The sequence below is a fragment of the Komagataeibacter xylinus genome (genome assembly GCF_009834365.1).
Lineage (GTDB): Bacteria > Pseudomonadota > Alphaproteobacteria > Acetobacterales > Acetobacteraceae > Komagataeibacter > Komagataeibacter xylinus_D.
Map to the genome: position 1 here is coordinate 1,859,715 of NZ_CP041348.1, position 22,004 is coordinate 1,881,718.

The 22,004-nt window shown below is 57.2% G+C and carries 21 protein-coding genes and 1 other annotated feature; of the genes, 19 read left to right on the forward strand and 2 right to left on the reverse strand.

The features are described 5' to 3' along the window. Nucleotides 1-48: 48 nt before the first annotated feature. The 19 genes from FMA36_RS08885 to FMA36_RS08975 all read left to right on the forward strand — a co-directional run bounded on the left by FMA36_RS08885 (nucleotide 49) and on the right by FMA36_RS08975 (nucleotide 20,387). Nucleotides 49-2,916, forward strand: coding sequence for a bifunctional transaldolase/phosoglucose isomerase (locus tag FMA36_RS08885; protein ID WP_159262034.1), 2,868 nt, complete (start codon nucleotides 49-51; stop codon nucleotides 2,914-2,916). Between the two features lie 117 nt (nucleotides 2,917-3,033). Continuing rightward, on the forward strand, nucleotides 3,034-4,035 hold the full coding sequence (gene gnd / locus FMA36_RS08890; protein ID WP_159262035.1) for a phosphogluconate dehydrogenase (NAD(+)-dependent, decarboxylating): 1,002 nt from the start codon (nucleotides 3,034-3,036) through the stop codon (nucleotides 4,033-4,035). 110 nt (nucleotides 4,036-4,145) lie between these two features. After that, complete coding sequence (zwf, locus tag FMA36_RS08895; protein ID WP_159262036.1) at nucleotides 4,146-5,678, forward strand: glucose-6-phosphate dehydrogenase; 1,533 nt, start codon at nucleotides 4,146-4,148, stop codon at nucleotides 5,676-5,678. Between the two features lie 58 nt (nucleotides 5,679-5,736). Next, nucleotides 5,737-6,546, forward strand: coding sequence for a Cof-type HAD-IIB family hydrolase (locus tag FMA36_RS08900; RefSeq protein ID WP_159262037.1), 810 nt, complete (start codon nucleotides 5,737-5,739; stop codon nucleotides 6,544-6,546). Beyond that, a complete protein-coding gene (gene pgl / locus FMA36_RS08905) occupies nucleotides 6,539-7,288 on the forward strand; it encodes a 6-phosphogluconolactonase (RefSeq protein ID WP_159263796.1) in 750 nt (249 codons plus the stop codon). Before FMA36_RS08900 ends, pgl begins: the two co-directional genes overlap by 8 nt. A 77-nt stretch (nucleotides 7,289-7,365) precedes the next feature. Further along, nucleotides 7,366-8,070, forward strand: a complete 705-nt coding sequence (gene rpiA / locus FMA36_RS08910; protein WP_159262038.1) for a ribose-5-phosphate isomerase RpiA — start codon at nucleotides 7,366-7,368, stop codon at nucleotides 8,068-8,070. 129 nt (nucleotides 8,071-8,199) lie between these two features. Continuing rightward, the gene (locus tag FMA36_RS08915; RefSeq protein WP_240906310.1) at nucleotides 8,200-8,436 is read left to right on the forward strand and encodes a hypothetical protein; all 237 of its coding nucleotides are present in this window, start codon (nucleotides 8,200-8,202) and stop codon (nucleotides 8,434-8,436) included. Nucleotides 8,437-8,488: 52 nt separating this feature from the next. After that, nucleotides 8,489-8,764, forward strand: coding sequence for a type II toxin-antitoxin system Phd/YefM family antitoxin (locus tag FMA36_RS08920; protein ID WP_159262039.1), 276 nt, complete (start codon nucleotides 8,489-8,491; stop codon nucleotides 8,762-8,764). Further along, nucleotides 8,761-9,030 (forward strand): Txe/YoeB family addiction module toxin, encoded by a 270-nt coding sequence (locus FMA36_RS08925; RefSeq protein ID WP_159262040.1) that lies wholly within the window; start codon nucleotides 8,761-8,763, stop codon nucleotides 9,028-9,030. The genes FMA36_RS08920 and FMA36_RS08925 overlap by 4 nt, the downstream gene beginning before the upstream one ends. Nucleotides 9,031-9,042: 12 nt before the next feature. Further along, on the forward strand, nucleotides 9,043-9,207 hold the full coding sequence (locus FMA36_RS08930) for a hypothetical protein (protein ID WP_159262041.1): 165 nt from the start codon (nucleotides 9,043-9,045) through the stop codon (nucleotides 9,205-9,207). Continuing rightward, a protein-coding gene (locus FMA36_RS08935) for an IS3 family transposase (protein ID WP_159261584.1) occupies nucleotides 9,170-10,404 on the forward strand; the annotation gives its coding sequence in 2 pieces (ribosomal slippage) (nucleotides 9,170-9,464 and nucleotides 9,464-10,404; 1,236 coding nt in all). Before FMA36_RS08930 ends, FMA36_RS08935 begins: the two co-directional genes overlap by 38 nt. Then, nucleotides 9,457-9,573 (forward strand) — a sequence feature (AL1L pseudoknot). It overlaps the preceding gene by 117 nt. Nucleotides 10,405-10,761: 357 nt before the next feature. Next, nucleotides 10,762-10,950, forward strand: a complete 189-nt coding sequence (locus FMA36_RS08940; RefSeq protein WP_159262042.1) for a hypothetical protein — start codon at nucleotides 10,762-10,764, stop codon at nucleotides 10,948-10,950. Beyond that, nucleotides 10,947-12,311 carry a dihydroorotase gene (locus FMA36_RS08945; protein WP_206065061.1) on the forward strand — a complete coding sequence of 455 codons (1,365 nt, stop codon included), beginning with the start codon at nucleotides 10,947-10,949 and terminating at the stop codon, nucleotides 12,309-12,311. Before FMA36_RS08940 ends, FMA36_RS08945 begins: the two co-directional genes overlap by 4 nt. Before the next feature lie 69 nt (nucleotides 12,312-12,380). Further along, on the forward strand, nucleotides 12,381-14,330 hold the full coding sequence (locus FMA36_RS08950) for an oxidoreductase (RefSeq protein WP_159262043.1): 1,950 nt from the start codon (nucleotides 12,381-12,383) through the stop codon (nucleotides 14,328-14,330). A 109-nt stretch (nucleotides 14,331-14,439) separates the two neighbouring features. Next, entirely contained in the window at nucleotides 14,440-15,378 is a 939-nt protein-coding gene (locus FMA36_RS08955; RefSeq protein WP_159262044.1) for a substrate-binding periplasmic protein, read from the forward strand. Nucleotides 15,379-15,380: 2 nt separating this feature from the next. Beyond that, a complete protein-coding gene (locus FMA36_RS08960; protein ID WP_159262045.1) occupies nucleotides 15,381-16,034 on the forward strand; it encodes an amino acid ABC transporter permease in 654 nt (217 codons plus the stop codon). 9 nt (nucleotides 16,035-16,043) lie between these two features. Beyond that, a complete protein-coding gene (locus tag FMA36_RS08965) occupies nucleotides 16,044-16,691 on the forward strand; it encodes an amino acid ABC transporter permease (protein WP_159262046.1) in 648 nt (215 codons plus the stop codon). 24 nt (nucleotides 16,692-16,715) lie between these two features. Beyond that, nucleotides 16,716-17,480 carry an amino acid ABC transporter ATP-binding protein gene (locus tag FMA36_RS08970; protein WP_159262047.1) on the forward strand — a complete coding sequence of 255 codons (765 nt, stop codon included), beginning with the start codon at nucleotides 16,716-16,718 and terminating at the stop codon, nucleotides 17,478-17,480. A 396-nt stretch (nucleotides 17,481-17,876) separates the two neighbouring features. Then, nucleotides 17,877-20,387, forward strand: coding sequence for a TonB-dependent receptor plug domain-containing protein (locus FMA36_RS08975; protein ID WP_159262048.1), 2,511 nt, complete (start codon nucleotides 17,877-17,879; stop codon nucleotides 20,385-20,387). A 216-nt stretch (nucleotides 20,388-20,603) separates the two neighbouring features. On the opposite strand, the gene FMA36_RS08980 is transcribed toward FMA36_RS08975, so the two are convergent. Continuing rightward, nucleotides 20,604-20,915, reverse strand: coding sequence for a hypothetical protein (locus FMA36_RS08980; protein ID WP_159262049.1), 312 nt, complete (start codon nucleotides 20,913-20,915; stop codon nucleotides 20,604-20,606). Between the two features lie 237 nt (nucleotides 20,916-21,152). Then, complete coding sequence (locus FMA36_RS08985) at nucleotides 21,153-21,995, reverse strand: amino acid ABC transporter permease (RefSeq protein WP_159262050.1); 843 nt, start codon at nucleotides 21,993-21,995, stop codon at nucleotides 21,153-21,155. Between the last annotated feature and the right edge of the window lie 9 nt (nucleotides 21,996-22,004).

Here is a 22,004-nt window from a genome sequence, read left to right on the forward strand (position 1 = left end):
CGCGCCACCGGCCGGATGGCTGGCTGCAACACATGAAGGAAACACACCATGACCGCGTATGACGCCGGCACCAGTGAAGCCGCCAATCCGCTGAAACAGATGGCCCGCTTTGGCCAGTCCCCATGGCTGGACTTCATCCAGCGCTCCTATACAGAAAGCGGCAAGCTAAAAAAGCTGGTAGAAGAAGACGGGCTGAAAGGAGTTACCTCCAACCCGTCCATCTTCCAGAAAGCCATGGGCCACGGCACCGATTACGATCCGCAGATCCGCCAGATCCTTGAACACCAGATCGTGGATGCTGGAACGCTGTATGAAACACTGGCGATCCACGACATCCGTGCGGCGGCAAAGGTGCTGCACCCGGTCTATGAACAGACCGCGAAGGTGGATGGCTATGTCAGCCTTGAGGTCTCGCCTTATCTGGCGCGTGATACCAGCGCCACCATCGCCGAAGCACGGCGGCTGTGGCTTGCTGTTGGCGCGCCCAACCTCATGATCAAGATACCCGGCACGGATGAAGGCGCGCCCGCAGTCCGGGCCGCCATCGCCGCAGGGATCAATGTCAACGTCACACTGCTGTTCTCGCTCAATGCCTACAAGAAGGTGGTGGAAGCCCATATCGCCGGGCTGGAAGACCGCCTGAGCCGTGGCGAAAGTGTGAAGGGGATCGCAAGCGTCGCCTCCTTCTTTGTCAGCCGCATCGATGTAAAAATCGATAAGGAGATCGATGATCGTATCGCGGTGGGCGACAGGGATGCCACCGCGCTGAAGGCCCTGCGTGGCAAGGTTGCGATCGCCAACGCCAAACTGGCCTATGAATACTGGCAGGGCGTGGTGAAAAGCCCGCGCTGGCAGAAACTGGCGCAGGCCGGTGCCATGCCCCAGCGCCTGCTGTGGGCCAGCACCAGCACGAAGGACAAGACGTTCAGCGACGTGCTGTATGTGGACGGCCTGATCGGCCCGGAAACCGTCAACACCATTCCCCCCGCCACCTTTGATGACTTCCGCGATCACGGCAGGGTTGCACAGACACTGACACAGGACGTACCGGGCGCACACACGGTAATCAGCGAGGCTCGGCGTCTTGGCCTTGATCTGGATGGCGTGACACGGACACTGGTGGATGAAGGGGTGCGCGGCTTCGAGGAGGCATTCGACGCCCTGCTTGGCTCGATTGCCGCCAAGCAGGCAGCATTTCTGGGCCACAGGCTTACCACAACCACGCTCAACCTGCCTGCCGACCTTGATGCGGCGGTCAGGGCCGAGCTGGAAACATGGCGCACGCAGGGGAACGTCCGCCGCCTGTGGGAGCGCGACGCCACGCTGTGGACCGGGCATGACGAGGCAAGCTGGCTGAAATGGCTCAGTATTGTTGATGACCAGTTGCTGGACCTGTCGAAGTTCGAGGAATTCCAGGCCGAAGTGAAGGCGCGCGGCTTCCGTGACGCGCTGTTGCTGGGCATGGGTGGATCGAGCCTTGGGCCGGAAGTCCTGTCGGTGACATTTGGCGGGTATGAAGGCTTTCCGCGCCTGTATGTGCTCGACAGCACCGACCCGCAGCAGATCAGGGATTTTCAGGACAGGATCGATATCAGCAAAACGCTGTTCATCGTCTCGTCAAAATCCGGCGGCACGCTGGAGCCGAATATCCTCAAGGCCTATTTCTTCGATCAGGCGAAAAAGGTGCTCGGCGACAAGGCCGGGTCGCACTTCATCACCGTGACCGATCCCGGTTCGCACATGGAAGACGTGGCGAAGAAGGACGGGTTCTGGAAAATCTTCTACGGCAACAGACAGATCGGTGGTCGGTATTCCGTGCTGTCCGATTTCGGCATGGTGCCCGCAGCCATCGCTGGCCTGCCGCTGAAGCGGCTGCTGGATTCGGCCCTGCGGGGAGAAAAATCCTGCGCTGCATCGGTCCCGCCCGCGCAGAACCCCGGCGTGGTGCTGGGCAGCGTGCTTGGCGTGGCCGCGCGTAATTTCGGCCGGGACAAGGTCACGCTGCTGGCATCGCCTGCCATATACGACATGGGCGCGTGGCTGGAACAGCTGCTGGCGGAATCAACAGGCAAGGACGGCCGCGGCCTGATCCCCATTGACGGGGAAACCGCCGGACCCGCATCCGTTTATGGCAAGGACCGCGTGTTCATCTACCTGCGCCTGAGCGGAAAACCGTGTGAGAAACAGGATGCGGCGTTCAAAAAGCTGATCGCGGCGGGCGAGCCGGTCGTGACCATCGAACTGCATGACCGCTACCAGATTGCCGAGGAATTCTTCCGTTGGGAATTTGCGACCGCCGTCGCCGGTTCAATCATCGGCATCAATGCCTTCAACCAGCCTGATGTCGAGGCATCGAAGATCGAGACGAAAAAGATCACCACCGCCTATAACGAAACAGGCAGGCTGCCGCCGTACGAACCGTTTGCGAAAGACGGCAGCTTTGCCTTCTATGCCGACCCGAAGAATGCGGCGGCACTCAGGGTCGGCCATACGGCGGAAGGGATACTGAAGGCCCATTTTGCTCGCGGCAAGGCGGGCGATTATGTCGCCTTGCTGGCCTATATCGACCGCGACACGGCCACGCGCGAATGGCTGCAGCAGGTGCGGCTGTCGGTGCGCGATGGGCTGAAACTGGCCACGGCGGCCGAGTTCGGCCCGCGCTTCCAGCATTCCACCGGCCAGGCTTACAAGGGTGGGCCCAACACGGGCGTATTTTTGCAGATCACCTGTGATGACGCAGTAAACCTGCCGGTACCGGGGGAGAAATACACCTTCAGCATCGTCAAGGAAGCGCAGGCCCGAGGCGATCTTGAAGTACTGGGCGAACGCGGTCGTCGCGTCCTGCGCGTGCATATCCACGGTGACCTGAAATCCGGCCTTGAAAAACTGGCTCAGGCCATCAAGGCCGCCGTCTGATCGCGCGGCGCAGCAGCCCCGCCATGACCATCGGAAATGGTGGGGACCATTTTTTTATCAGCCCGAACGCAGGCTGACGATGCAGGGCATGTCCCTGCTACGGGAGCAGTAAAAATCATGCAGATTGGTATAGTAGGTCTGGGCAAGATGGGGGGCAACATCGCCATCCGCCTGACACGTCACGGGCACGAAGTGGTGCTTTATGATCGTACGCCCGCCGTGATTTCCAAAATCGCGGAACAGGCCGTAGCCGGAAAGACCATTGCTTCATCCGGCCTGAAGGACATGGTCTCCAGACTGACAGCGGAGCGGCGGATCATCTGGCTCATGCTACCCGCAGGCCCCGTGACCGAAGCGGCGGTAAAGGAACTCGGCGGCCTGCTGGACAAGGGTGACATCCTGATCGATGGCGGCAATTCCTTCTATAAGGACGATATCCGTCGGGCTGCCGAACTGGCGAAGAAGGGCATCCACTACGTCGATGTCGGCACATCGGGCGGTGTGTGGGGGCTGGAACGCGGCTACTGCATGATGTATGGCGGCACGAAGGATGCCACCGACCATATTGACCCCATCCTGTCAGCCCTTGCACCCGGAATTGGCGATATTCCCCGCACGCCGAACCGCGACAAACCCGGTTTCAACCCGCGTGCAGAACAGGGCTACCTGCATTGCGGGCCTGCGGGGTCCGGCCATTTTGTAAAGATGGTCCATAATGGCATCGAATACGGTATCATGCAGGCCTTTGCCGAGGGCTTTCATGTCATGAAGTCCAAGAATTCCACCGACCTTGCCGAAGACCAGCGGTTTGAACTGAACATGGCCGATATCGCTGAAGTCTGGCGGCGCGGCAGTGTGGTTTCGTCTTGGCTGCTCGACCTTTCGGCGCGTGCGCTGGCGGGCAACCCGGACCTGTCCAATTACAAGGGCGACGTGGCGGATTCCGGTGAAGGTCGCTGGACCATAGAGGCGGCGATCGAAGAAGCCGTTCCCGTACCGGTCATGACGGAAGCCCTGTTCACGCGTTTCCGTTCCCGCACGGGTAACAACTTTGCCGAAAAGATGCTGTCTGCCATGCGTTTCGGCTTTGGTGGCCATATCGAAGGCACGAACAACTGATGTTTCGCGCCTGATAACGCACCCGGCAGGCCAGACCACGTTGGCACCATAACGACCACGGGCGGTCTGGCCGGGTTTTACACGCTGAAAAAAGTTCAGGGAGAAGCAAGATGGAGAGCATTGTCGCATCCGCGTCCTCGCAGATTGACGACACCCGGCATGAAAACGTGCCGCGTCGCGGGCCACCAGGGGTCTTTGTCATATTTGGCGGGGGCGGGGACCTGACGCACCGCCTTCTTGTGCCGGCACTCTACAACCTGGCTAGTGCGGGGCTGCTGGACAGCCATTTCTCCATCATTGTGGTGGACCGGGCCGATGTCTCGGCTGCCGACCTGCGCCAGAGCTTTCATGCGTCATTGGAAAATTTCGTAACCAGTCGCGGGACCGAAGCCGTCACCCTGCATGATGATGTATGGAAGCGCCTGTCCTCCAGCATCGACTATGTGCGTGGCTCATTCGAGGATAACGCGACATACGATGTCCTTGCCCGGAAAATCGGCAACCAGAACTGCATTTTCTATCTTGCGGTGGCCGCCCGTTTTTTTGGCACGATCGTGGACCAGCTTGGCGTATCGGGCCTTGCGAAGGAAAGCGGGAAAGCCTTTCGCCGGGTCATTATCGAAAAGCCCTTCGGCAGCGACCTGCAATCCGCCATCGCGCTGAACGAACGGCTGCTGCGCACGCTTGATGAAAGCCAGATCTACCGGATCGACCACTATCTGGGCAAGGAGACGGTGCAGAACATCCTTGCCCTGCGCTTCTCCAATGGTTTTTTTGAGCCCCTGTGGAACCGCGACAATATCGACCATGTGCAGATCACCGCAGCCGAGACGGTGGGGGTGGAACAGCGCGCGCGGTTTTATGAAAGCACGGGTGCAGTGCGCGACATGGTGCCCAACCATGTCATGCAGCTATTGGCCATGACGGCCATGGAAGCCCCCATTTCATTCGATGCCGACGCCGTACGTGATGAAAAGACCAAGGTGCTCAAGGCGATCCATACCGTGCAGCACCATGACGTGGTGCGCGGCCAGTACGCGGCAGGCAGCATCAAGGGAAAGCCAGTTGCCAGCTATCGTGACGAACCCGGCGTGGACCCGCATTCCCACACCGAAACCTATGTTGCGATGAAGCTCATGATCGACAACTGGCGCTGGGCGGGAGTGCCGTTCTATGTGCGCACCGGCAAGCGCCTGGCCGCGCGCAAGACGGAAATCGCGGTGCATTTCAAGTCAGCACCCTATGCTTTGTTCCGCGACACGCCGGTGGACAAGCTGACCCCTAATATCATGCTGCTGCATATCCAGCCGACCGAAGGGGTAACGCTACAGTTTTCCGCCAAGATTCCCGGTCCCACGGTGCATCTGGGTGGGGTGCGTATGAAGTTCGACTATTCCGAATGGTTTCACGAGGGGCCAAGCACCGGCTACGAAACGCTGCTGTATGACTGCATGATAGGCGATGCGACCCTGTTCCAGCGTGCGGACAATATCGAGGCCGGATGGCGCGTGGTCCAGCCCGTTCTGGACTGGATGCACGCCCCTGTGGGACTGGATTTCTACGCCGCCGGCAGCGAGGGGCCGAAGGCCGCCGATGACCTGCTGGCCCGCGATCACCGGCACTGGCTGAAAATCGGGTCCTGACGGAATCTGACGCGCGCCCAAAAATTGACTGATATAACGCTGACAGGAGGACACGGCTGTGTCTGCCCCCGAAATACGTCTTGTACTGGCCGATGTGGATGGCACACTGGTCACGAAGGACAAGATCCTGACCCCACGCGCCATCCGCGCGGTCGAGCGCCTGCGTGAGCGGGGCATACTGTTCACCATTACCAGTGGCCGGCCGCCCAAGGGCATGAAGATGGTGATCGATCCGCTGAAAATTTCAGAGCCGATCGCGGGCTTCAATGGCGGCATGATGGTCAAACCCGATTTTACCGTGATCGAGGCCCGCACCCTGCCAGTCGAGACCGCGCGCAAGGTGATCGGCATCATCCGCGACCACAAGGCCGACCCGTGGGTGTATAACGGCAATGACTGGATCGTCTCCAAACTCGACGCCCCGCACGTGGCGCGCGAGCAGTGGACGGTCAAGTTCCCGCCCGTGGTCGGCAATGTCGAGGCGAAGCTCGATCAGGTGGTCAAGATCACCGGGGTGAGCGATGACCTTGAGCTGATGAAGCGCCTCGAGCATGACCTGCAGCAGGTGCTGGGTGATACGGCCTCGGCCGCGCTGTCGCAGCCGTACTACGTGGACGTGACCAACAGGGATGCCAACAAGGGCGGCGTGGTGATGACGCTCGAACGCCTGCTGGGCATTCCCGCCAGCCAGATGGTGACACTGGGCGACCAGCCCAATGATGTGCTGATGTTCCGCAAGAGCGGCATGTCGATCGCCATGGGGCAGGCAAGCCCCGAGGTGCAGAAGCAGGCGACCTATGTCTCCACCTCGTGCGAGGAGGAAGGATTCGCCAATGGAATCGAGAAATTCGTGCTGGGGGATGCGTGAGATGACCGGTGGACATGATGTGAAAACGGGCGCGATGGTGGTGCTGCCCGATGCCGAGGCCATTGCCCAACACATGGCGAAGTGGCTGACCGGACAGGCGCTGGCCAAAAAGGATGGCCCGTTCGTGCTGGCCCTTTCTGGCGGGTCCACGCCCAAGCGGCTGTACCAGATCCTGGCGTCTGCTGAATATCGTGATCGCTTCCCGTGGACGAACACGCAGTTCTTCTTTGGCGATGAGCGCTTCGTGCCCGAAAGCGATGCAGCCAGCAATTACAACATGGTCGAGACCGAGATGCTGGCGCACGTAACGGTGCCGCCCGCCAACGTGCACCCCATGCCCACCTCGGGCGACCCGGTGCAGGCGGCGGCAAGGTATCAGGCGGAGCTTGAAGCGGTTTATGGTGGCAGGGTGCTGGAACCCGGTCGCCCGTTATTCGATGTGGTGATGCTGGGGCTGGGCGATAACGGGCATACCGCCTCGCTCTTTCCGCGCCAGCCCGTGCTGGAGGAGAAAAAGCTCTGGGTCTCGACCTGCGTGCCTGATGATGCGCCGCATACACGTCTTACGCTCACCTATCCCGCCATCCATTCCAGCCGGCATGTGGTGTTCATGCTCGCAGGCGCAGGCAAGCGTGAAGCCTTTGCAAAAGTGCGCGCGGGCGATCCGGCGGAGCCTGCCAGTCATATCACGACCGAGGGTGAACTCATCTGGCTTATGGACAAGGCGGCGGCGGGGCAATGAACGCCGTGAACACCGCCGCGCCTCCAGCGGGGTACGAAAAGGATACAGCCAGCCAGAAGGACAGCAGGAGCCCGAACATGACAGGCCAGACAAGTGACCCGCGTGAGAAACAGAAACGCCTTGCCGCGATCGAGGCTGCATCCATGGTCAGGGACGGGATGGTGGTTGGCCTCGGCTCGGGTACCACGTCAGCTTACATGATTGATGAACTGGGCCGCCGCTGGGCGGAAGGGCTGCGGTTTGCCGCCATTCCTACATCGGAGCATTCGGCCGAGCAGGCGCGTTCGCATGGCATAAAGCTGGTGACATTCGCCACCCACCCGCAGATTGATCTTGATATTGACGGGGCGGATGAAGTGGAAATGGGCACGCTCAACCTGATAAAAGGGCGGGGCGGGGCGCTGTTTCGTGAAAAGATCGTGGCGGCCGCCTCGCGCCGTTTTGTGGTGGTGGTGGATGAAAGCAAGCTGGTGCCACGGCTGGGCCACCACATGCCCGTGCCGGTGGAAGTTACGACATTCGGCTGGGAACTGACGGCCTCCCGGCTGCAGGATCTGGGCGCATGCCCCACCTTGCGGGTGGAGCCGGATGGCACGCCCTTCAATACTGATGGCGGCAACCTGATCCTGGATTGCAATTTTGGGGAAATCGCTGATTCCGTGGCGTTGGCACGTCGGATCCGTTCTATTGTGGGCGTGATTGAAAGCGGTCTGTTCATTGGCCGTACATCCGAAGTTATCGTGGCGGGGAGGGATGGCCTGAAGCACCTGATGGCCGGATAACCATAGCTTTTACGTGTGGCGGCGGAGAATAATCATGTTTGTCGGGATTGATCCGGGCATGACGGCCCTCAAGGCCGTGCCGGTAGATGGCAGGCAGCTGGCGCCATAAGTGGCCTCCATCCGGGGGACATGGCTATCGCCACCGGTATCGGCCTGCCCGTCTGGCAGCATGGCGTGATGCTGTCGGCCATGCATATTAACGTGCAGCACCGGAATGTGCGGAATTCGCAGCTTGAATCCTCCCTGTGGCAGAAGGGACACGAACTCGGCAACCGGAAGGGATCGACGCTCGATCATGAATTACAGCCGCCATGCACGTGCTCGCTGTCGCGTTTCAGGGGGCGAGATATGGATAGGAGGATCTAAAACAGAAGACGTACAGGAAACTGTACGGTATAGTGAAAGTGGAGGACCGATCATGACCTGTGTTTCCTATACCGACCTGCGCCAGAATCTGGCGCATTATCTGGATGAAGCCGTAAACAGCCGCGCGCCGATTATTGTGACCCGCAAGACCGGGAAAGGCAGTGTCGTGCTGATGTCGGAAGAAGAATTCTCCGGCTGGCAGGAGACCGTGCATCTCCTGAGCAGCCCGCGCAACGCGGAGAGGCTGTTGCGGAGCATTCGTGACATTGAGCGTGGGGCAGCGACCGAGCGTGATCTTCTGGAGCCGCAGGATGAGCCGTCGGCGTGAAAGTCGTTTTTCACGAAGATGGCTGGGAAGATTATCTTTCGTGGTTCCGGTCAGACAATGCGGTTCTTGAGAAGGCCAATGCCCTGATCGAGGATGTAAGGCGACATCCATTTCAGGGGCTGGGCAAGCCGGAACCGCTGAAAGGTCAGCTTTCCGGGTGGTGGTCCCGTCGGATTACGGGAGAACATCGTCTGGTCTACCGGGTTCAGGGGCGTGCGGGGGAGGATCAGCGGATCGAGATTGCCCAATGCCGGTTTCATTACTGAAGTAGGGGCGTCATGAGCGGGACAGATCCGGCAACCCATGCATTTGAGGATCTGTACGCTGAAATGACGGTGCTCCGGCGCAGCGTGGATGAACTGCCCCGGGTTTACCGGAGAGTAAAACTCTCGGAGGATGAACCCTATGGTAGAGAAGAAGAAAACATCGCGTTATTCGCCTGAGTTCCGTGAGCGCGCCGTGCGCCTTCTGGACGAACATCGATCGGATTACCCGAGCATTTCGGCAGCCTGTCGGGAGATTGGTGGCAAGCTTGGCTGTTCGGGAGACAGCCTGCACGACTGGTGGAAGCAGGCGCGGCGAGATGTTGGTGCACAACCGGGACCGACCACAGCCGGGACGGCACGGATCAAGGCATTGGAGCGTGAGGTTCGTGAACTGCGTCAGGCCAATGAGATCCTCAAGAAAGCTTCGGCTTATTTTGCGCAGGCGGAGCTCGACCGCCCGTTTCGCAAATGATCGCGTTTATTGAAGCCTGTCGTACCGATTATGGGGTCGAGCCAATCTGTCGCGTTCTGCCGATTGCCCCTTCCACGTTTTATCATCAGGCGGCCATAGCGAGAGATCCGGCCAGAGCCAGCATACGAGCACAATGTGATAGGGATCTGATGGCGCATATCCGTCGGATCTGGCACGACAACCGTAATGTTTATGGTGCGCGCAAAGTCTTGCACAGCCTGCAGCGCGAAGGACGGAAGGTCGCGCGCTGCACTGTCGAGCGCCTGATGCGGCAGATGGGCCTGAAGGGGGTGATCCGGGGCAGGAAGGTCATCACGACCCGTCCGGATACGGCGCGTCCCTGTCCCGATGACAGGGTCAACCGGCAGTTCCGGGCCGAGGTTCCCAACCAGCTCCGGGTCTCGGACTTCACCTATGTCCAGACCCGGAATGGCATGGTCTATGTGGCGTTTGTCATTGATGTATTCGCCCGCAGGATCGTGGGCTGGAAGGTCTCGACCTCCATGACCACCCAGTTCGTGCTCGATGCCCTTGAACAGGCCATCTGGCAACGAAAGCCTGCAGGAAATAAGGTGCTGATCCATCATTCGGACCGTGGATCACAATATCTGTCGATCCGATATACCGAACGCCTGGCGCTGGCTGGCATCGATGCCTCGGTCGGCACGGTCGGTGACAGTTACGATAATGCACTGGCGGAGACGATCAACGGTTTATACAAGGCCGAAGTTATCCATCATCTGGGGCCATGGAAATCCATGGTGCAGGTCGAATGGGAAACACTCAGATGGGTGGACTGGTATAATAATCGACGCCTATTGGCACCAATTGGCTACAGGCCTCCCGCCGAAGCCGAACGCGCCTTCTATGCAGATCAGAGCAGACTTGATATCGCAGCCTGAGCGCTGAACAAATCGCTCTCCGGTAAACCCGGGGCAGTTCACCTGGGAAAGAACGGCCGCAGACGCTCCATCTGTTCATCCATCAGCCAAAACAGGTCGCTCATCTTCAGTCTCCTTGCAGAGCCTGAATCAAAATTCCCTACACAAATCAAATAGGTCCTGAGCCTAATAAATTAAGATATAACTAATTGTTATATAACAATATTTATGAATCTAATATTCCATTGATATTCTTGTTGAAATTTACAAAGATATTCCTATACGATCCTGAAACGAATTTGGTCACCCAGCGGAGCGTAACAAATGTTTTCCTGTCCGAGCATGCACGTTTCCGACCACCTTTCCCCTGCGGATATCATGGCATGCACGGATGCCTTGCAACATGTCGCCAATGCAGCAGGCGTTGCGCCCCGTCACGCGCAGCACTTAGCCCTCCGCAAGTTCTATTACCCTGACACGCTGGACTGGAAAGAGCTGGTTATTGCGCGTGGGCGGCAGGTCATTCAGCAGGCGCTCTGCGGTCTGGCGCAGGAAAGCGAGGTATGAAGATGCAAGCCACATCCCATGATCTGGTCATCCGGGGCGATATCGTCCTGAGCGACCGCATCCTTCATGATGGCTGGATCGCCATCACCGGCGACACGGTCGTCGCCGTCGGCACGGGGGAGGCTCCCCCGGCCCGGAACTGCCATGACGCAACGGGGGACTATGTCATTCCCGGCGCGGTCGATGGCCAGACCCACGCCACCAGCTATGGCGGCCTGCCGGGCATTGAATCCACAACGCGCTCCGCCTGCGCGGGGGGCATCACCACGCTGGTGGACATGCCCTACGACAATCCCGCCCCCCTCAACAACCTTGAAAAGTTCAACGCCAAGAAAGAGGCGATCGAGCAGGTGTCGTATTGCGACATCGCCCTTTACGGCACCGTCCTGCCCGGACAGGGCACCGCCGACATGCGCCCCCTTGCCGAGGCCGGCGTCGTGGCCTTCAAGATCTCCAGCTTCCAGAGTGATCCCGACCGCTTTCCCCGCCTGCCCGCAAGCGACATGCTCGAGATCCTGCGCGAGGCAAAGGCCATCAACCTGCCAGTCGGCCTGCATAACGAGGATCAGGAAATCGTCGAGGCGACCATCGCCTCCCTCAAGGCGCGGGGGCTGACAACGCCCGAGTGGCACGATCCCAGCCGCCCCATCGCCGCCGAGATCGCCGCAACGGCCGCCTTCCTGGCTCTCGGCGCCGATACGGGGGCCCATGTCCATATCGTCCATGCCTCCTGCAAGGCCGTGCTCGACCTCGTGGCCCATTACCGTGACATGGGCGCGCAGGCCACGGCGGAAGTCTGCTGTCATTACCTGCATTTCGAACCCGCCCAGGACATGCAGCGCCTCGGCGCGCGCATCAAGGTCAGCCCGCCCATCCGCACCCACATGCGCGAGACCATGTGGAACGAGTTCAGAAAAGACCGCATCGCCTTCATCTCGTCAGACCATTCCAGCTGGCCCCTGTCGCGCAAGCTGACGGACTCCATCTTCGATGCCGGCGCCGGCATTCCCGGCCTCGAAACCCTCGTCCCCTCCTTCTACACCGACCTGCAGGGCCAGGTCGAAACGCCCGTGCGCGCGCTGGTCGAGTATCTGTGCGAACGCCCCGCACGGTTCTTCGGCATCTGGCCACGCAAGGGCCAGATCGCACCCGGCGCCGATGCCGATATCGTCATCCTCAAAAAAGGCCCCGTGCGCTTCGATGAGGCCAAAACCCATGATGACCTCAACTGGAGCCCCTATCATGGCGAGACATTCGCCGTCTCCATCGCCGCAACATATGTCCGCGGCACAAGGGTCTGGGATGGAGATAACATCACCGCAAAGCCGGGCACGGGAACATATATCCCAAAAATGTTGTAGATGTGAAACTAATGCACTGTTTCAGATGATTTATTTTTTGTTTATTTCGTTACTGTCGCCAAGGTAATAATGATGTCCGCCTTCAAGCATCTTTTTGAACCCATCACCATTGGCGGCCTGGAAATCCGCAATCGTATCACGTTGACAGGGCACGGTACGGGCATGGGCCGTGATTTCAAGCCAGATGGACGGATGCTGGCTTATTATGAGACCCGGGCCAAAGGCGGCACGGGTCTCATCATGCTGGGTTCACAGCAGGTACATCCGTCTTCACCCGGTCTGACGGGATTGCTGTGCAATTATGATGATACCATCATTCCTGGCCTGAGGAACGTGGCTGCCGCCATCCACAGGCATGGTGGACGTGTGTTTGGCTACCTCTCCCACATGGGGCTGGCTTCCAGTTCCAGGCCGCATCCGCTTTGGTCTGCCTCCAATGCCTACGAGCAGCGTTATGGCGAAGTTGCGCATGCCATGACAGTGGAGGAAATAGACACCATTGTCGCGGCGTTTGCCGCTGCCGCCCTGCGCTGCCTCGAGGCGGGCATGGATGGCATTCAGGTCCATTGCGGGCATGGGCTGCTTCTGCAGCAGTTCCTTTCTCCGCTAACCAATTTTCGTACGGATGAATATGGCGGCTCCTTTCTCAACCGCCTGCGTTTCCCGTCCGAGGTTCTGCGTGCGGTGCGTGCGGCGATAGGCGACAACGTGCCTCTGGGCATCCGCTGTTCGGGCGATGAGCTGGTAAAAGGCGGCCTGACGGTTGAAGACATGCGTCTGATCGTGCCGCATCTGGTTGCGGCGGGCAGGCTGGACTATGTCGATGTCAGCGCGGGAACCGATGGTGACCTGGTCAGCAACATGATGCATGAACCCCCGATGGGCAGACCCTTTGCGCCTTTTGCTACGATTGCAAGGCAGATAAAGGAGACCATCGATGTTCCCGTTATTCATGCTACACGGGTGCATACGGCGGAAATGGCGGAAGAAATCCTGGCGCGCGGTGATGCGGACATGGCGGGTATGTGCCGTGCCCTGATTGCTGACCCCTATCTGCCGAACAAGGCCAAGAGCGGGAACCTGTCCCATATTATTCCGTGCGTCGCCTGTGAGCAGGCCTGCTTTGGCCGGTTGCATCGTGGTCGGCATATCAGTTGTGTGGGCAACCCCATGACCGGCCGTGAAGTGACATATGCGGACAGGCCAGAGCCCATCCGAAAACTGAAGGTTATTGTGGTTGGTGGCGGCCCGGCGGGGCTGGAGGCGGCCCTGCGCTCGGCGCAGCGGGGGCATGAGGTTACACTTATTGAACGCGATGCCACCCTTGGCGGTCGGCTGCGCAAGGCCAGCCTGCCGCCTGGCCGGCACGAATGGCAGCGCCTGCTTGAGCACAAGATACAGGCGCTCCATGATGCCAATATCACGCTGCGGCTTGATGAAACTGCCGATACCGACACCCTGCTCGCCCTGAAGCCTGATGTTGTCATATTATCAACGGGTTCGACCTTCCGCGCCCCGACCCTGCCGGGCATGAAATCCGCGGATTTCGTATCTGTTGATAATGCCGTCAGCAATCCGGATGCGCTGGGCCATAAGGTTCTTATCCTTGACTATCTCGATCGCCAGCCCGCAATGGCGGCAGCCACGCTGCTTGCGCGGGAAGGGCGCGCGGTAACGATTGCAACGGCGTCGCTCCATGTCGGTATCAAGCTGGAAATGCAGAACCTGACCGAGTTCTACCGCAGGGCGCATGCCGGCAATGTTTCCATGCGCCCACTGGCATCGCCTGTTTCTTTCGCCGACGGGAAGGTCACGTTCCGCAATCCGCTGACCGGATACCAATGGGAAGAGGGGCCGTTCGATTCCATTGTTGTTGTAGGCCCCGGCAGGCCGAATGATAGCCTGTCCGCGCCTTTAACCCAGGCGGGGATAACCGTAAAAATCATCGGAGACGCCTACGCGCCACGCGATGTTGAAGCCGCCACGCTGGAGGGCTTCGAAGTCGCCTATTCCCTTTGACATCCCCGGCAACATGCTGCCTGATTAACGTTGCGGACTCAAAACAACCGGATGCCGATCGATGATGCTTATGTCCCAGCACGGATCCTCCTGCATTTTTTTCGTAAGAATGGGTCGCTATCGCGCGGCCCGCACAAGCAGGCTTCATGGCGCATTGCGTCTGGTCCGGCAAAAGGCCACATGGTTACGCGGATCATCGGGTTTTCTACTGGCGCTGGTCTTTTCGTGCGGCCTGCTCGTATCGACTTTTTCAACCGCGCGGGCCGCGCCTGAAAAGGGCATGACGGGCATCGACCTGCTGCTCCCGCATCCCTGGCCCATGCACAATCTCGTCAGGAGCGGCACGCTGACGGTTGCCACAACAGCCAAGGACCCGCCACGGACTTTTGTCAGGCCGGACGGGGAACTTGATGGCACACGTGTCACCCTTTTCCGCCAGATTGCCCATGACCTGGGGCTGCATGTCGAGTTTGTGCGGATTGACTGGGCAGCCATTCTGCCCGGGCTGCTAGCCAACCGTTTTGATATGGCATGCGAGGGCGTGCAGTGGTCTCCAGATCGCCTGGGCGCGGGAGGATTCCTGTTAACGCGGCCTGTCACCGTCTCGCATGTGGTTGTTCTGGTGCCCAGGGCAGGACCGGTGAAGGCATGGTCAGACCTGAATGGCAGGCGGGTAGGGGGTATCCGTGGCGAAACCGAATTCATGGTTGGCATTGCCGCCCTGAAACAGGCAACGCCCATTGCGCTTATCGGGCAGCAGGAAGGCGTGCTGGCGGTTATGAACAAGCAGGTCGAAGGGCTCATTATTGATGAAACCTCGGCCACGGCGCTCCTCAAACAGAATGATCCCGATCATACCTTGCAGATCATTCGCGCCGACCTGCCCACTGCACCGGAAAGCCTGTGCGTTAATGCACGTGAGCCGGAACTGCTTGAGGCTGTGGACATCCTTCTTACGAAATACCGCGTGGAGGGACTGTTGGCCCGGATCAATACCGATTATGGAGCCGCAGACGATATTGATGCCCTCGGTGCGATCGGTTACTGAAAATGCATTATACAATCCTGTCATCACTGCTTTTTATATTGCGCGGGGCCGTCTCGACGGTTGAAATCGTGGTGTGCGTCATGCTGGTTTCCCTGCCTGTGGCGCTGCTGATTGCCCTCGCGCAGCTTCGTGGCTCCAGGATTGTCGAGCTGTCACTGGTCGTGCTTGGTGCCATCATGCGTGGATTGCCGCCGCTGGTCATTTTGTTCATGTGTTACTTCATGTCGCCGCTGCTTGGGCTGTCATTATCGCCGTTCGTATCGGCTGTGGTGGCTCTGTCGCTCTATATCGTATTCTATTTCTCGGAATGTTTCCGCAGCGGGCTCCTGGCCATTCCACAAGGACAGTATGAAGCCATTACCGCCATGGGTTTTACGCCGTTCCATGCCTTTTGCAGGATACTGTTTCCGCAGATCATACCGAATGTGATGCCGACCCTGAGCGGGTATGTCACTGAGGTGATCAAGACAAGTTCGCTGGCCTCCACCATTTCGGTCATGGAACTCACGTCCAATGGATACCAGATGATGATGTCAAGCGGGCGCCCGTTTACAATATTGGCTGTTGTTGGTGCTTTATATGCTTTTCTCGACCTTGTATCCGCCTATCCGCAAAGAATGATCGTGCGCCATTTTTCCGTCCGCTCATCAAGCTGAAGGATAGCCATGTTCTTCGATCCTGAAATCGTGCTGCGATACAGTAATGATATTTGCAGGGCATTTGTGCTTACCCTTCTGCTATCTGTCATAACGATCGTGATCGCCACCCCATTCGCGTTGACGATTGCCCTGGTGCGGCGTACGTCAGATAACGGTATTGCGCGGCTGTGCATATATTATGTCGCCATTTTCCGCAGTGTGCCGACGCTCCTGACGCTCTATATCATCTTCTTTGGCCTGCCGACCGTCGGCATCTCCCTTTATCCGTTTACCGCAGCCATCATCGGTCTGTCCCTGGTCTCCATTGCCTATCTTTCGGAGGATCTGCGTGGTGCCCTCATGTCAGTGCCCGATGGGCAATGGCAGGCCATGCGTGCATTGGGGTTTCCGTTCATGCATGGAATACGGCGCATTATCCTGCCGCAGGCCTATCGTTATATTTTCCCGACCTACATGGCGCGGCTTATCATTATTGTAAAATCGACATCACTGGCGAGTAGCGTTTCGGTTAATGAACTGACTGGTGAGAGCTACGCCCTGATTTCAATGACCTATCATGCAACTGAATTTCTTGTAACGACAAGTATTCTTTATCTTCTGATAAACCTGTCGTTATCTGTTGTTCAGCATTTTATTGAAAAGCGCCTGAAATAACATAAGAATTCGGGGTCACAAGCCATGTCCAGCACACCGCTCCTTTCTGTTTCCCATCTTGAAAAATCCTTTGGTGACATCAAGGTCCTGGATGACATTAATCTTGATGTCGCAAAAGGCGAAACGGTTGCGATAATCGGGCCGTCCGGGTCGGGCAAATCCTCCCTGTTACGGTGTATCAACCATCTTGAGACGCCAGATGCCGGTACGATCAGGCTGGATGGTGAAGTCATCAGCACGCCCACGGGGGGCTGGCGCAAGGCGTTGCAACAGCATGCACGCCTGCGTGGCCAGCGCACCCAGATTGGTATGGTCTTTCAGCATTACAACCTTTTTCCCCATATGACCGCGCTGGGAAATGTAACGGAAGGACTGCTTTATATCCGTAAACTGCCGCCAGCCGAAGCAAGGCAACGTGCGCTCGACCTGCTTGAACGTGTCGGGCTGGCAGAGAGGGCCAATCTTTATCCTAAAAACCTTTCCGGCGGCCAGCAGCAGCGGGTGGCCATTGCGCGTGCCATGGCCATGGAACCCAAACTCATGCTTTTTGATGAAGCGACAGCGGCGCTGGACCCGGAACTGGTCAAGGAAGTGCTTCAGGTCATGCGCTCACTGGCGGAGCAGGGCATGACCATGCTGGTTGTAACACATGAAATGCGTTTTGCTCGTGAGGTCGCCGATACATGCATTTTCATGGATCAGGGGCGCATCCTTGAACATGGACCTGCGCGGGATATATTCGATAATCCTCGTAATGAACGTATGCGTCGGTTTCTGTCTCATATTTGAAACGGATTTTCAAACGTAGCGTCTTCAGATGTAATCGTGAAAATTTTTGCAGTAATATGCTGATGCATATAGCAAAAATTTTTCAGGCGTTTGAATGTTAAGAAAAGCAGCATCAAAAACGCCCATTCATTTTCAGACTGTTCTGAATGGCCCTTTATATTTTAAAAACTGAAGCGGGCACGATTCTGAACTGGTCGGCTTGGCCTTGATTTTATGGGTTTTCTGTAAAAAATAATCTTAACTTATTGAAATTCATGAAATAGGCTTTTCCGTTTAATAATTACTTAAAAATATGCTCACTGATTCGTTTCGGTATCGTGTAGGATATCTGTGGTGCCATCAGTAAGATATTACTGATATCTCTGAAAACCGGATAACTTCCAGGGGGAGACCTGTATGTTCCGTCACAGATTACTCTTCGCTCTAGGGGTTACGGACCTGGTTATCGGTTCGTGCCTGTCCATTTCCGTCCCTGCTCACGCACAGGAGGCAACGACCACAAGTAACCTGAAAACCCAGCAATCCCCAAAGGCGGCAGGGGCCTACAAGGCCAGTACACCTGCCAGAAACGGGTCGGAAGCGGAAACGCTTATCGTTACCGGAACACGCTCCGTAAATAACCGCGCGCGTGATGCCACCAGTCCGGTTACCGTGCTTTCGGCGGCCACGCTCCAACGCTCGGGCCAGATGAACCTCGCGGATGAAATCACCCGGGTTGATCCGTCCATTACAACCCAGACGATGGGCAATGATACAAACTCCCTGACATCATCCATTCGCATGCGGGGACTGAACCCGGATGAAGTCCTGGTGCTGGTGGATGGCAAACGTCGGCATACGACGGCCAATATTGTGGTGGATACCGGGCCGCAGCAGGGATCGACCCCTGTTGACCTGAACATGATTCCCGCCAATGCCATTGATCATATAGAAATTCTACGTGATGGCGCTGCGGCCCTGTATGGGTCGGATGCGATTGCGGGTGTGGTCAATATCATCCTCAAGAAAAAGCCACAGGGCATTCATCTCAGCACCCAGACCGGAGCCAACGCCTATACGGGCGATGGGTGGAATTATCAGGTGGGTGCCGATGGCGGGCTGTCATGGGGCCATAATGGCTATCTGTTCCTGAGCGGGCAGGTTTACCATACCGACCATATGGTGGTGAATACGCATGATGTCAGGACCATACCGGGCAATGCGGAATATGGCGGGTTCAACGTACCGCAGAATTCCAACAAGGTGGCCAGCACGCCCGAGGAAACCCGGGAAAACCTGTCGATAAAATTCGGGCAGGACCTGACGAAGGATATCCAGGGTTATGGATTGATCACCTATGCCCACCGTCATGCCGAAGGCTATCAGAACTATCGCCTGCCTTCCGTGGCCCCCACCTATGCGCCCAATGGTTTTTCCCCAATCGAAACGATTGAAGAAAACGACTATGCCGCCACATTAGGGCTCAAGGGGCAGAATTTCTTCGGCTTCAACTGGGATCTGAGCACGACATACGGTGCGGATGAAGACAAGCTGGGGAACAAGAATACCATCAATTCCAGTCTTCTGGAGTCGACTGGTGCAAGTCCGCGCAAGGTACATGCCTCGACATCCCGCCTGGCCCAGTGGACCAATAATTTCGACATGCGCCGGCAGTTCCGTATTGCGAATACCGTGCCGGTGCTGCTGGCTTTCGGGGCGGAGCACCGTCTTGAAACATATAACCTTGGCGCTGGCGAATATGCTTCCTATGCAGGGGGTGGTACGGCGGCCTATGCCGGCCTCATGCCGCAGAATGCGGGCCAGTGGCAGCGCGATGTCTGGGCCGGTTACGTTGATGCCGATTTTCATCTCCTGCCCCATTGGGATCTGGATTTTGCTGGCCGGTTTGAACATTATACCGATGTCAACAATACAGAAAACGGCAAGATATCGACCCGTTATGACATTACCAGACGGGTCGCGCTACGGGCGACCATCAGCAACGGATTCCGTGCGCCTACACTGGCGGAAGAACACTATAGTGCCCTGAATCTTTCCCCCACCGGTGCAAGTGCGGTATTGGGAGCGGACAGCGCGGCTGCAAGGAGCCTGGGGGCTTCGCGCCTTAAACCGGAGCGTTCCACAAACGTGGAAGGCGGGATTATTGTTGAACCCATCAAAGGGTGGCATGTTTCCGCGGATGTGTACCAGATCGATATCCGTGATCGTATATTTGGAAGCCTTGCAGTAAACGGGGCGCCGGCGCTCAGCGGAATCAATGAGATGGGTGGCACGGTACCCAGTTCCGCCACAATATCGGATGTCAGTGCGAATTACTTCGCAAACGTTGGCAGCACGCGCACGCAGGGGCTGGACATACAGTCCGATTATACTTTCCGTTTCCGTACCATGGGTCGACTGATGCTGTCGATGGGGCTGAATCTAAACAGGACACGTGTCAATCACATCAATACGGATTCCTTCGGTAATCCATTCCTGAATGCCCAGAACAAAGCCTATCTGGAATCTGCCGCGCCGCGGAGCAAGATCATCCTGAATGCTTACTGGACGGTAGGGAAATGGGACATCAATGTCCGCCAGACCCGTTATGGCGAGACGGTTTCCCTGCTTTCGTATCAGGACCAGACCCCGGCGGGGCTGACATGTGGTGGGCAGGCCCTCCAGTATTCCACGACATGCTTCAACCAGTTCAAGAATACACCTTTGTGGACGACGGACCTTCAGATTGGATACCATGTAACACCCATGATCCATGTTAGCGTTGGTGCCAACAACATCTTCAACGTAAGGCCACGCAAGGTTCCTGCCTGGAACAACTATCTTGGCGCCTACCCTTATGACATCAATGCAGCAGGTATCGGCTTTGCTGGCGGGTATTACTATGGACGTGTCGATGCTACGTTTTAAAAAAACATCATCATCGCATTCATGAAGAAAGCTGTTTTGTGATGAGGTGATATCGGTCTGCTCTTTTCGTGTGCCATCCTGGTGTCAGATGCAGGGCATACGGAAGGGCAGCCAACGGGCTGTCGTTGGCACCATGACTGTCCGGTACGTGAACATGTGACGAAGACTGTGCTTTTCGTCTGCTTTTCAGAACAGTATCCTGGAACAATGCAATTTTCAGGTGCAGTCCTGTTTCAGGACAGGCGGTGTTAGCGGATGCTTTTTGATAAAAGCCTCTCCCGGAACGTCTTTTGATTTCTGGGCACCGTCGTAAGCAGGCTTTTGCAAAACGCTTCTGGCAGATGTGGACGACTTACCAGACAAAAAAGAGCCCTGTTGCCTTACCGGATTAGCGGGTTGGGCTGACAGGGCGTTTGTCCAGAATGACCGGATGGTTTGATGCATGTGCGAATGTATGATGATTTGTCGTGTCTGGTGGCAGGCGCCCATAAGCATGATGAAGAACATGCAGGGCAGGTCGGCGACCATGCCATCATTCCAGACCTGTCACGCCACGGAGCGCCGTGGGCAGAGAGCTCATCTATCCTGCTGGATGTGAGTGATGGAAAAAAGAACCTGTAATGAACGCGGGAGCGCAAAGCCTGCGTGCAGCCAACATGAATAAAGAGCCATTCCCGCGCCATCACGGGGCGGGGACGGCTCTGTTTGGCAAGACCCGGGGAGGCGCTGGGTCATATCCCAACCCGCTGCCGTCCGGGCCGATCCTCATATTCTTTTTGCGATAAATTTTTCCATCAGGCTCTGAAGAACACCAACAATGCTTGTCAGCGCCAGGTACCAGATACAGACAACAATCAGCAGAGGAATTGTCTGGAAATTGCGTGAATAAATGTTCTGGGCTGAATACAGAAGGTCCGACATGGAAATGACGCTGACCAGCGACGTCGTTTTCAATACACTGATCGCCTGGTTACCCATTGGGGGCATGATGATGGCCAGGGATTGTGGAAAGACAATCCGGCGTATGACCTGTGATTTTGTCATGCCCAGTGAGCGGGCCGCTTCTATCTGCCCCAGGTCTATGGACGAAATGCCGGAGCGCATGATTTCAGCCATATAGGCGCCTTCATTCAGGCTAAGCCCCAGTATGGCGGCAGAAAATGGAGTAATGAGGTCGTTGACTGACCCCTGTAAAATATAATGTTGCGTAAAAGGAATATGCAGCCCGTAAGTCGGGTAAAGGACAGCAAGATTATACCAGAACAGGAGCTGCACCAGCTGGGGTGTTCCCCTGAATATCCACAGATATATGTTGGCGATCGCTCTGGCAGCCACATTGCCGTAAACATTCATGAATGACACGATGGTTCCGATAACGAAACCATAAAGGAGCGATAAGACTGTCAGGGTCAGCGTTACGTTGATACCTGAGAGTATTTCAGGCGCAAACAGGTAATCCCAGACGACATTCCACTGGAAATTAGGGTTCTTGCGCATCGAGTTGAGCACCGATGCCGCCAGAGCTACCGTTATGAGCGTAATGACGATGTTGTGGCGATGGGTCTGCAGGAACCGAGAATGTTTTTGTGCGGCAGGGGGCAATTTCAACTCTACACT